The organism is Bradyrhizobium sp. sGM-13 (assembly GCF_018398875.1).
Classification (GTDB): domain Bacteria; phylum Pseudomonadota; class Alphaproteobacteria; order Rhizobiales; family Xanthobacteraceae; genus Bradyrhizobium.
This window is the reverse complement of record NZ_JAGWDK010000075.1, coordinates 1-11506: the sequence shown is the minus strand read 5'-3', so window position 1 is coordinate 11506 and position 11506 is coordinate 1. Positions and strand designations below refer to the sequence as shown.

10 protein-coding genes and 3 pseudogenes are annotated in these 11506 nt (G+C 58.6%); 6 read left to right on the top strand and 7 right to left on the bottom strand.

Annotation, left to right across the window (positions count from 1 at the left end; genetic code table 11):
* Positions 1–129 precede the first annotated feature (129 nt).
* The 3 genes from KJQ96_RS37050 (at position 130) to KJQ96_RS37040 (ending at position 1902) form a co-directional block, all read left to right on the top strand.
* On the top strand, positions 130–516 hold the full coding sequence (locus tag KJQ96_RS37050; protein ID WP_249727389.1) for a transposase: 387 nt from the start codon (positions 130–132) through the stop codon (positions 514–516).
* A complete protein-coding gene (gene tnpB, locus KJQ96_RS37045) occupies positions 513–833 on the top strand; it encodes an IS66 family insertion sequence element accessory protein TnpB (RefSeq protein WP_213257580.1) in 321 nt (106 codons plus the stop codon). The genes KJQ96_RS37050 and tnpB overlap by 4 nt, the downstream gene beginning before the upstream one ends.
* 97 nt (positions 834–930) lie before the next feature.
* On the top strand, positions 931–1902 hold the full coding sequence (locus tag KJQ96_RS37040) for a transposase (RefSeq protein WP_213257584.1): 972 nt from the start codon (positions 931–933) through the stop codon (positions 1900–1902).
* A 76-nt stretch (positions 1903–1978) separates the two neighbouring features.
* On the opposite strand, the gene KJQ96_RS37035 is transcribed toward KJQ96_RS37040, so the two are convergent.
* Complete coding sequence (locus KJQ96_RS37035) at positions 1979–2398, bottom strand: hypothetical protein (protein ID WP_249727388.1); 420 nt, start codon at positions 2396–2398, stop codon at positions 1979–1981.
* 155 nt (positions 2399–2553) lie between these two features.
* On the opposite strand from KJQ96_RS37035, the pseudogene KJQ96_RS37030 reads away from it, so the two are divergent.
* Positions 2554–3054: pseudogene (locus tag KJQ96_RS37030) on the top strand (transposase); the annotation flags it as partial.
* Positions 3055–3179: 125 nt separating this feature from the next.
* Here KJQ96_RS37030 and KJQ96_RS37025 read toward each other — a convergent pair.
* From KJQ96_RS37025 to KJQ96_RS37000, 6 genes and pseudogenes are all read right to left on the bottom strand, one after another.
* Entirely contained in the window at positions 3180–3845 is a 666-nt protein-coding gene (locus KJQ96_RS37025; protein WP_213257281.1) for a 2OG-Fe(II) oxygenase, read from the bottom strand.
* A gap of 37 nt (positions 3846–3882) precedes the next feature.
* On the bottom strand, positions 3883–4566 hold the full coding sequence (locus KJQ96_RS41600) for a GFA family protein (RefSeq protein ID WP_245310898.1): 684 nt from the start codon (positions 4564–4566) through the stop codon (positions 3883–3885).
* A gap of 785 nt (positions 4567–5351) precedes the next feature.
* The gene (locus KJQ96_RS41880; protein ID WP_309142529.1) at positions 5352–5870 is read right to left on the bottom strand and encodes a hypothetical protein; all 519 of its coding nucleotides are present in this window, start codon (positions 5868–5870) and stop codon (positions 5352–5354) included.
* A gap of 31 nt (positions 5871–5901) precedes the next feature.
* A pseudogene (gene hutX, locus KJQ96_RS37010) lies at positions 5902–6418 on the bottom strand (heme utilization cystosolic carrier protein HutX).
* Positions 6419–6432: 14 nt separating this feature from the next.
* The gene (locus KJQ96_RS37005) at positions 6433–6768 is read right to left on the bottom strand and encodes an antibiotic biosynthesis monooxygenase (protein WP_213257277.1); all 336 of its coding nucleotides are present in this window, start codon (positions 6766–6768) and stop codon (positions 6433–6435) included.
* Positions 6769–6903: 135 nt separating this feature from the next.
* Positions 6904–7308, bottom strand: a pseudogene (locus KJQ96_RS37000) (TonB-dependent receptor); the annotation flags it as partial.
* 1708 nt (positions 7309–9016) lie between these two features.
* Here KJQ96_RS37000 and KJQ96_RS36995 point away from each other — a divergent pair.
* Positions 9017–9781 carry a class I SAM-dependent methyltransferase gene (locus tag KJQ96_RS36995; protein WP_213291008.1) on the top strand — a complete coding sequence of 255 codons (765 nt, stop codon included), beginning with the start codon at positions 9017–9019 and terminating at the stop codon, positions 9779–9781.
* A 12-nt stretch (positions 9782–9793) separates the two neighbouring features.
* Positions 9794–10972, top strand: a complete 1179-nt coding sequence (locus KJQ96_RS36990; RefSeq protein ID WP_213291007.1) for a peptidogalycan biosysnthesis protein — start codon at positions 9794–9796, stop codon at positions 10970–10972.
* The last annotated feature ends 534 nt before the right edge of the window (positions 10973–11506 follow it).

Here is an 11506-nt window from a genome sequence, read left to right as displayed (position 1 = left end):
TACAGCCGGTCGTGATCAATCGGAACGCCCGGTCGCGATCGCTCGGTACGCGCACCCCACATAGCGCGGCGTGTTCGAACAGCAGAGAATCTCCTTGTGATTTGTAAGGAGACTCCTGTGAGCGAACGTATGTCTGATAGCAGAAGCTTCGAGGTTCTCACGGCGAGCCCTGTGCGGCTGTCGAACAGTCCGGCGCGCAGTTACCGGTCATGGTCGGAGGAGGAGAAGGCCAGGATCGTGGGAGAGACGTTGGTTGCGGGAGCAAATGTATCGGCGATTGCGCGATCAAATGGGCTCGATCCGTCGCAGCTTTTCGCGTGGCGTCGCAAGGCGAAGGCCTCTGGAGTGGTTGTGCCATTGGCAGCAGCGGCGAACAAGCCGGTCAAGTTCGCGCGCTTTGATGCGATGCGGAGCGACTTGGTAGAAATCGTTATCGGCGATGTGGTGGTTCGCGCCGGCGGCGACGTCGAGCCTGCCCGGCTTGCCGACGTGATCCGGGCGGTTCGCAAGGCATGATCCCGGCCGGCGTGCAGGTTTATGTAGCGAGCACACCGGTTGACTTCCGCAAGGGGGCGACCGGCTTGATGGCTCTGGTGCGGGACGGCGGCGCTGATCCATTCAGTGGCGCGCTCTACGTCTTCCGTTCGAAAAGAGCAGACCGGATCAAGGCGGTTTGGTTTGATGGTACAGGAGTATGTCTGTTCGCCAAGACGCTTGAGGAAACGCAGTTCTGCTGGCCCCGGATTGGGCCGGTCACGGTGCGGTTGAACCACGCGCAGTTGCTTGCGCTGGTCGATGGCTGGACTGGAAGAAGGTCCGACCGGTGGCTGTGAAGCGGCCGCAATCGATGGGCTGAAAAATCTGTGGCATTTTGAATCAGGCCTTTGGAAAGTTTGGGAAACCGACCGCGAACATGCTCTGATGGCGGCGATGACGATGGCCGTTGCAGAGCTTCCCGACGACGTTGACGCGCTCAAGGCGATGATCGTCGCCATGGCCAAACAGAGGGCGCTGCTGGAGGCACGCACCAGCCATCTCGAAGTGGCGAACAAGACGGCTGACGAGCGGATCGCGACGCTGACGGCGATCGTGAGGATGCTGGAGCGGTCGCGGTACGGCACTCGCTCGGAGCGTCTGCGCGGCGCGACATTGAGCGACGAGCAGCACGCCTTCGTGTTCGACGAAATAAAGACCGGCATGGCGGCGATCGAAGCTGAGCTCGACAGCGCCGTTGAGGACAAGCCGAAACGTGCGCGGCGTCCGCGGAAGGGCTTCGCGGCTCATCTGGAGCGGGTTGAGATTGTCATCGAACCTGAGATTCCCGCAAGCTGCGAGGGGCTGGAGAAGGTTCTGATCGGCGAGGACGTGTCGGAGCGTCTGGACGTGATGCCGGCGAAGTTCGGGGTGATCGTCACGCGCCGCCCGAAATACGCCTACAGGAATCGCGACGGCGTGATCCAGGCGCCGGCGCCACCCCATATCATCGAGAGCGGCATCCCCACCGAGGCGCTTCTGGCCCAAATCGCCGTCTCCAAATATGCCGATGGTCTGCCGCTTTATCAGCAGGAAGCCATCTATGCGCGGGACCAGGTCGAGCTGGACCGTTCGCTGATGGCGCAATGGATGGGCAAAATTGGCTTCGAACTGCAGCCTCGGGTCGAAATCGATTCCAACATTGTCGAGCGCGCCATCCGACCGCAAACAATTACTCGGAAAAATGCATTGTTCGCAGGATCCGCTGGCGGCGGTCGGACCTGGGCAACCCTCGCCACGCTTTTGCAAACCGCAAAAATGAACGATGTCGATCCACACGCCTGGCTCACGCAGACCCTTGAGCGCATTGCTCAAGGCTGGCCGATCTCTAACATCGACCAGCTCATGCCATGGAACTTCAAAGCCTGAACGGCCTCAGCTCGATGGCGAATCGACGAACCATTGCCTGAGACAAAAGCAGAGTCAGCCTTCCTGACCGTATCCATCAGTTCGGTGGTAACGCCTCCGGAATCTCCTGCGCCTCGCTCGCGTCGGCAAAGACCTCATCACGGATCACGCGCAGCGTCACTTGATGAAGATAGGCTTGCAGGGCCTGGTCAAGCTCGGAGAACTCCGGCCACAGAACTTGATCGAGGAACCGTTTGGGTGCGCGAACCATGACCGTGTTGCGCCGCTGCCGATAATAGCGATACGGCTTCATGCCATAACGCCGACACAAGGCAAGAAACAGATGGCGCGACCATTGATCCGGCATCGAGAACTGCATCTCAATTGACGGATCTTGCCGACCAAGTTCCGTCAAACGCTCCCGAACACGTTCCAGCGCCGCTTCCGCCGCGAGCCGCTCGCCGGCCGTTCCGGCACCCGCGAAAAGAGCCTCGATCTTCCGCAACTTCTCGCGCAACTGGGATTCGATAGACATCGGCAGGGCTCTCGGTTGAGTTCAAGAAACCAACCGGCCAAATCGACGTCAATCGCCCGGGCATCGATATCCACGCCTTTCACTCGCCGTCGGGTAAACGATCGCTATCCCCGAACGGCCTCAGCTCGACGCTTACGATCATTCGCAAGGGCAAGGCCGGCAAGCCCAACGAGTTCGGCAAGATGGTCAAGCTGCAGGAAGCCGAAAACCAGATCGTGATCGACTACGAAGTCTACGACCGGCGGCAGAGTGATTCGGACCTGTTGATCCCGGCCATCGAAATCCATCAAGCCAAGCTCGGTCGCACGCCACGTCTGGTCGCAGCAGACGCCGGGTTCTATTCCGCCAGGAATGAAGCCGCGGCGAAGGCGAGCGGCGTCAAACGCGTCTGCATCCCCAATCGCTCCATCAAAAGCGTCGCGCGCAAGCGCGAGCAGAAGAAGCGTTGGTTCCGCAACGGCCAGAAATGGCGGACCGGATGCGAGGGGCGCATCAGCGTGGCCAAACGGCGGCACGGGCTCGATCGCTGCCGCTACAAAGGCAGCACTGGAATGAAGCGCTGGGTCGGGCTCGGCGTTGTCGCCGATAACCTCATGAGCATCGGTCGCGTGATGGAAGAGCAGTCACTCCAAAGGTAGTCCACTTCCAGCGCCAATCTTGCCCTCTCATCGCCCCGCGGCCCCCGCGGGGCTTCTCGTTGTCTGCGTGGTTGACCCCGCCCTTCAGAGCCGCGGTTTTTGCGCCGGAAAGTAGCTAGCCGACCTCATGCGCGAGCGGCAGGGCTTTCGATTATCCTGCGGTTCGCACCGCCGTATTTTGAACAAAAGTAGACGAGTGACCGACGCTCCCCGGCGTGCACCTGCCTTACCTCATGCCGGAACCTACATGTGGTGATCAGTACGGTTCCTAAAGGTGGCCGAAACATTTGGAGTTTACGGTTGGTTGGATATACGACGAACTCACCGCCCTCAAAATCTGTCGCTAGCTGAACAATCACAGAATACTCGAAGTCGGGGTCGCTCTCAGCATCCAAATGGATGCCAACGAAGGACCCAGGCGGCATGCGATGCATTTGGCATCGGCGAATGACGTATTCTGATGAGGCTCCGAAGATCTTCCTGAGCGCGGAGATCCGCTCTGTCCTTTCAAGTAGTTCGATGATCTGCGCTGAAGCTGTACCATTCACGTTGCTAGGATTACGGCCGGCGTGATCCAGGCGCACTCGTCTTACAAAAACATTGTGAGAATCGCCGGCATCTCCCTTCCGAACCTCTTCTTCGGGAATATCGGACTGCAACTGATCGATCCTCGTCAACTCATCTTTGGTGAACAACGTCTCGGGGGCAATCAGGACCGTACCTTCATCTGCCAGCTCTGAGCGGTACTTCGCGAGGGCATCTTCTGAAAGCAGACCAAGTTTATCACTCATTGTTCGCGCCTTTCGGATTCACTCAAATTCGACTCTTCTAATCCGCCTGCAACGAGCGGATCGCCAGATCCCAATTCTCGCCGTCGAAATCATCTATTCTTATGCTTTCGATCGTCGTTTTATCTAGGCATCGAACATTTACGCTGAATCCTGACGGATTCGATCGCGGCCGATAAAATGGCTTTACGCCGCAAACCCGACAAAACGTATGCCGAGCGATGTTCTTATTGAACTGATACGTAGTGAGGCGTTCTTCGCCGCATTCAATCCTAAGCTTGTCGTCAGCAACGAGCATGTGCAAAAATCCGGACATTTGGCAGATTGAGCAATTGCACTTCACTGCAGAAATCTCTGCTGGCGCTCGTACGTAGAACTTGACAGCCCCACAGTGGCAGCGGCCACTGTGTTCAACCTCCGGCCGACCATCTCCGTCAAGCGAATCAATTCCGACTAGATTGCGGCACCACTCTAAGCTGAGACCATACGCGCGGTCGAATTCATCCAAGAAACGGCTATTGCAGTCGGCAGGGACCAGTTCGCTAATGAGCCTGCTTGTCATCTCTCCGTGATATTTCTCCGCAGGATCCTCGCCGCCGACATGGACCTGGAAATACTCAAGATCATCAGTGCGAGCATCAAAGGTTCTGACTAAAGTGGTCCAAAGCGCCTGGATCATTTCCGCAGCATGTAGCTCAAAGGCAACCATGTAGGCGCAGCGCACTATGGGGTCTCTCGACGACAAGCCATGATATAGCGCACGCAGGTACCGGCTCGTTGTCGTACTGTAGTTAGGCTGTATTGCTCGGCCAAGTAGGCGCGACGCATCTGTTCTAAAGAGCTTTGAGTGGAAGTTTTCTGTGTCCAGAATACTGGGTAGCGCAGCGTTGCCGCCTTGGAGAACCCGACTGTGACCTCCCGTTTCATCCCAGCAGATAAAATTTGCGACCACACTGGTCAGCTCAACGTCCCTCGGGAGGTCTCGATTGCGACGTATTGCGTCGAATATGAGATCCTTTTGTGATCCCGCCTGCAGGTGCGGGAACGCTTGTGACATCGCTAAGTATTCAGGTAGTAGACTGGCAACCTGATCTTTGGACATCTCCGCAGCGAACGGATGGGGGACAAGCAGAGCCCGGGCTCGCCGAGCCAGTTGCTCGCCAACTGGTATCTCTGAAGGTTGATGCAGTTTAGAGGGAGAAGCTTGGGATAACGTCATTCGAACCCGGGCATAGAGAGAGAGAGAGAGAGAGAGAGAGAGAGAGAGAGAGAGAATTTCTTGGCCTAGACCTAGGACCGCCAACCGATACCAATTCCCCCGGATCGGGAGACGAGTTCATTTCCTGCAAAGAGCCATCACTTCGTCTTGAAGGCTCTCGATCTTGTCGATCCATCTAGTATCCTCCGGCTTCGGGTAGACCTTGGTGCGATAGTGCTTTGCTCAACTTATTTGTTCACGGATGTGTGGATTTTCTTGCGCCAAATGATTCCGTCGTCTCGCAGGCGTGCTCATTGGTTTCTCGATTGTGAGCCGTAGTTCCTACCGCGGTCGGTTCGCTTGCGCGAGATCAAAGCCAATTCCACGATGTTCGTAGTCGGCGCGATCTGCTCCCGCACGGCCTCTGCGGCCGCGGGCTCGGGCGGCGACGCATCCGCCTGCTGCATCTCGGGTCCCGGCATCATGTCCATTGGCGCCGCCACGGCGTCCTTGCCACCGCGGCTCTCCTGCTCGGCCCTGGCCAGCACGGCATCCATTTCCAAGAGGCTGAGGCGCCGTTTGGCGGTCGCGGTCTTGCGGCGGATCTCGATGGTTTTCGCCAGCCAGATCGTCCACGTCACCAGCGAGGCGAAGCCTAAGCCCACCATGACCGCCTGCACCACGATGTCCGCATTCACGAACATGTTCCAGGGCGACAGGTTGCGCGGCAGCAGCGCGACATCGGTGGTGGCGAGCGCCGCACTCGGCAACGCAGCCACGCCGGCCGCGCCACACCAACGGATCATAACGTTCAGCATCGTTCGCTGCATGATCGTCTCCCGGGCTGACAATGCGGATCGGTTACACCGCGCGGGCGGGCGCGATCCTTTCCGCAAGCGCATGAAAGCGCTGCAACTGGTCTGCTTCGCAGCGCGCGCGTTTCGTCACGGCCGACGAACACCTTGAACATGATGCCGCCGTCCACATTGATGAATGCGATGAAGGCCGACGACTTGCCCATGAAGGGCCGCTCGACGAAGGCAATCGCCGCGCAGCGCTCGTGCCGGACATGGCCGTGAAGCCCCTTCGGCTGCATCAGGTTGAAGTAGCCGCGGCCGATCTCGCCTGCAGGGATGGCGCCGGTGAATTCGAAGATCGCATCGTCGGTGTGGACGATCAGCGTCACCTCGCCCCATTGCGCGACGTCATTCATCGCAGCGGCGAATTCACTGCCGGGGCCGAGGCGCACCATCGATTCAGGCATAGCCTCCAGGACTGCGCGCGGGCTCACTTTCCGCTCCCGCGCCACGTCCTCGATCACTGCTCCTGGATTGTCAGCCATATACGCCTTGAGTTCGGCAAGCTCCGTGCTCAACATGACAGCCCTCCCCGTCACGCAGCGGCGCTGGATTTGCGCTCGCTCAGGATCACTTCGAAACCTTCGAACTTGGGCTGGCCGAGGTAGAGGCTTTCGCCGGTCTTGTTGTCGGCGCGGGCGTGGGCGCGGCGAAATTCTTCCGATTTGGTCCAGGCTTCGAATGCCGCCTTGTCGATCCAGACCGTGTGCGACGAGTAGAGCGTGTGATCCTCGGCAACGGTCCCCTTCAGCAGGTGAAACTCGACAAAACCGGCCATGTTGCTGAGATAGGACTCGCGCGTGCGCCACACCGTCTCGAAGGCCGCCTCAGAGCCAATCTTCACCTGGAACCGATTCATCGCGATAAACATTTGAAATCTCCTTGCTGGGTTGCTGGGGTGCGCCTGGCGTACCGTGTGAGTTGGTTAGAAACATGGATGCATCGAAGCCGCGCTGGAGCATCAGCGCGGCCCGATGCAACTTGTTTGGTTTGTCAGCTCGTCGAACTAAGCTCCGCCAAAGTGAATTTTCAATCCGGCCTTGTAGACTCTGCCCGGTCCTGGGCTCGACCACAGCACATCGCTTTGGTTGGTGCCATCGGTGGAATTGCCGGGGACGGCATAGGGCCGATAGTACTGGTTCAACAGATTGTCGATCGACGCCGTGAACATAATGTCCTTTGTCGCATGCCAGGTCATGTAGAGCTTGACCAGTTCATACCCGGTCGCGGGCAGATAGCCGGCGGGTACGTCGTTGTTCGCACCGAACGAGGACCACTGTGCCGCCAGGATCAGCCTGCGATCGAGCAGCCGCACGCCGCCGGTCGTGGTGATCTTGCGCAGCGTGATGGTCGCCAGCCCGATATTGGTCGCGACGTTCTTGCCGCGGATCAGGTGGCCGGCGACGCCGACAGCTCTAGCGGTCACTTCCGTTTCCGCCCAGGAGCCTCGACGGGACGCTAATGTAGGAGAGAGCGTCAGCCAGCTGTTACAAGCCCGCCGCTCCTGCGTGTAGTGCAGCCCCTGCAAGCGCTGAGCGGCCCACCCGATAGACTTGTATATCTGAGCCAGCTTCAGGTGCTCTCGTCGGGCATTGCTGTCAGGCGCGATCTGAGCGAGTGATCGGCATTTGTCCAATGCGGCGGTGGTACGACACGCGGGGGCTTGCTTGCACACCGGCCCTTCCCGTCCAAAAAGCCGCGCTTGCCTGCGATCACCCCGGAGTAAGGCCGGGATTTCCATTTCAGCCTCCTGCCAGCGCCAACAGCCGTGCGAGGTAGGTCGGTGGGGTCACCTTCATTTCTCTCTCCATGTTGTCGTTCGGTCCGTGTCCGGTTGGAGACGCCAAGTCGGAAACCTGACAAAGTGGCACTCTCATTCCAGCGCCCCGTCGTCCGGACGCAGGTGCTTTTGCTCACGTCAAGCAAGGCTCGCACCAATTCTCGCGACCGGCACCCCGATTGTTGTGATGACATGGAAGGAAGCCGCAGCTGTTGCGCGGATCGGACATAGTCTGCGCACCGGAGCCTGAGCCACAGCAGTCAAAGTTGGACTAATACTCTCGCTGCTATCTGTAGTTGTGTCCAACAGGAAGTTGGCCTGGCGAATTCGTAGGCGTCACGACCCGCGATCCTATTGACTCGTTGCAACTCCGCTTTCCCCGTTTTTGCGTAGGAACGACATGTCTCGCCATGAGCTGCAGTGATCAGCAGACGCGTTCGTACCGGATCGGCATCTATTGGCACATGGCCTCGAGACGGCCGCTGGAGCACGGCAGCGTCGTCGGCCAACGACAGCATCATTGGATCGCGTGCCGCAAGCCGCATCACACCAGCTGATGCTCCGATACTGTGCGTTTAGGTAGGTCGCCATAGGGCACATTTATCCTCAAGGAACGATCTGAATTCAGCGCGTGAGCGGACCTTAGTCAGTTGAGGCTGGCCTTGTCGTATTCAGCCGCGTCCGGTTGGAGACGATGATGAGCGGAACCGGACAGTAGAATGCAACTATTCCTCCAGCGCGGCGCGAAGCACGTGGTTATGCCCTTTTCAAGCAAGGCTCGCACAATGTCTTTTGCGGCACGCCGATTGCTGAGGACGGGCAGGATCGATTACGTCCATCGCAGTCTCGGAGGCACCGAGCCCGGAGTTCAGATGAAACTTGCTCGATTGATTCGAATCGATGCCATAGACGCCGCACGCTTGAGTGATGGTCCGCCAATTCAGGCTTCGCCCGTCCGTCGCTGGGTGCCCGCGTGGCGTTTGCCCAGGAGCGGCTTTGGTTCTTGTCGGAGGGCGGCAGAGACGCCGCGACATCAAGATGGGTTTGCGCTGACGGAGCTCGACAAGGTTGCGCTGCAGTCGACCTAGGATGGCCACCCTCGTCGAGTTGATTTGCTCAATACTCTTGGCACGTACAGGAGGAGCTGAAATGCGAGCGCTACATGTTGATCATCGTGCGGACCTTTCTCGCGCGTTGCAACGAGCGCTCCTGGATTGCGCTTTTGGCGTTCACGCCCTGCAAGCGCCCACTTCCTTGTGAACTCCCGAATCCCAAGACCACGCTCATGCGCAAGGTTCGCGCCAATATACCGCATAGGTAGGAAAAGAGAGGTGTCCTCATGTCCAAAAACAATGCGGGCCAATTCAATGAACTTGCCACTCTATATGAAGACACCGCTCACTGGCCCTTTCGAAAAGAGATCGAAATTCCAAGCGTATTACAGGCTATTGGTGACGTTGAGGGTCTCTCGGTCCTCGACTTCGGGTGCGGCACGGGGATGTATTCCCGCTGGCTAAAGCAACGCGGCGCGGGCCGGGTTGTAGGATACGATCCGACGAAAGGCATGCTCAACTACGCGCGGCGTCGGGCGGAGAAGGAGTCTCCGGGCATCTCCTTCGTCACTCGTCTCAGCCCCGATTTGATAGGTCAATTCGACCTGGTTCTTGCCGTGCATGTGCTGCAATACGCTAGCCGCGGACCTGAGCTGCAAGATATGTGCGCCGACATGGTCGGTCTGTTACGTCCTGGCGGGCGCTTGCTGACACTGCCGATTCACCCATCTTACGATCCACGTCGGAGCTATTACGAACGCTATGGCCTCAGGCTCAGCGCCGATGATCTTCAGAAACCATATGTCGATGGTGGAGGTGTAAGGATACGACTCTGCAAAAACGGAAAGCAGGGCAGCGTCTTCGCATCGTATTGGTCCGCTGCTTCTTTGGAGCGGGCGTTAGGGCAAGCCGGCCTCCGATCGTTGAAGTGGCGGGAACTGGATGCCCCAGAATGCGCCGCTTTGGGTCAGGCTCCTAAAGAGCTGCATGCATATCTTCAAAAGCCACACTCGATCATCATCGAGGGTGTGCGCGCTCGTGACCCACAGTAAATCGGACTAGCCATGAAATTTTTCCCTTTCAGGAGCGACGCGTCCCACGCGTTTTGCTCAGGCGTTTCGCAAAAGCTGTCCGACATGGACGAGCATGAATGGGATGCCCTCGTCAGTGACGACAATTTCTACAACAGCTACCGGTGGCTGCGAGGCCTCGAACATTCACTCGGTGCAACGGACGTGCTTTCCGTCCACGGGTCGGCCGGGCTCGTCGCCGCATGTACGCTTTGGGAAGGAGACCAATCGCCTGGGATGTTCTTCCTACCAGCTTGCATGGCGGGCGTTCGGGGCCCCTGGCAAGAGGGCTTTCTTTGGCTCGGCGGTCGGCGCAACACACACAACGAGATTCCCTGCATTCAGGGCAGGCGAAGGCATCAGGCTCTAGCAGAGTTGGGACGCTGCGCGCTAGAGTATGCGCAGCAGCGGGGATATGCCGGCTTTGTGATGCCGTACATGCCCTACCAGGCTGCGGTGGAATTTGCAGATGCCATAGGCGGGGCCGTCGTTCTGCATTCTGCCCAAGCCTCGCTGGAGGTGCCTGATACAGGGCTTGCCGGGATGATGGCAAGCTGGCGCGCGCATGATCGTAATCAGACCAAGTCTGAAATCGCGGCGTTCCGGCGAATGGGAAGTCGGGTCGAATGGGGCGCGCCCGACGAACTCGATGACTCGGTAGCCGCTGATCTCATCACCCAGAACAGGTCACGGTACGGTGGCATGCAGGATCGCGAGTGGGTGCAAGGGATCCTCGCGGGGCAGAGAAAGTCAGGTGTATCGTATTTCGGTGCCGCAGCAGTTTCCAAGCGTGATGAAGATATAACCGCGCTGGCGATCTTCTATCGCTTTGGAGCGACACTTCACTTGCGCTACTTCGGGGCAAACTACGGTCTCGATCTCAATGACTACAGATACTTCGTCCTTTGTTACTACGAGCCCCTCAACTACGCTGCGGCGAACGGCCTCACGAAACTGCGGCTTTCAACCTCCGCTCTGCGCGCCAAGGTGAACCGCGGGGCAAAGATCGAGCCACAGGCCTTGGTCGTCAAATGCGCCGATGAACAGCAGATCTGCCACTCCGAGGCCAAGCGGCACAACCACCGAATGCTCAGGGAATATCAGGACGAGTTCCCTGGCCATCTGAGCTGGGATTGGGAATTGGTCGGGTCCCATCAAAATCCAACAAACTGAACAAGCGCCACATGCTGCACTCTGTGTATCTCTTCCGTCCCATCGCCCCGGGGCGCTCGAACTTGACGGCGTTCTGGCCTCGTCAGCGAACGGGAGGATTTGGTCTATCATGGTCTTGATAAGGACAACCGGTCCTCGATGGCATGTCCGCACTGTCGGCCGCCATCTCCACTGAACCGAGCACTCCATCTCGTTCCAGACGAGTCTTCCTGCGGAGCGTGCGAGTACGCCGCGCGCCTGACCACCTTCACATCAAGAAGCTGGAAGGGAATGGCGCGACCGGGGTCCGAAAGCCGAAGGCTAGAACTGGACAGGCGCCGACAGTATCGCACCGCGATGGCACGCGCCGCGCCTACACCCCACTATCGCAAAAGCACGTCTTTCGTATCGCCGGGCGGCTTGAAAACGTCGAGTGTGGGATCGTTGCCCCTTGATCTTCTGGTTCCAGGGCAACTTTTCGTTGAGCGAACTATAGAACCCAATCGGCATAGGGGGCGACCTTGTGGGTCGCTCCCCTGCCACACCACCCGGCAT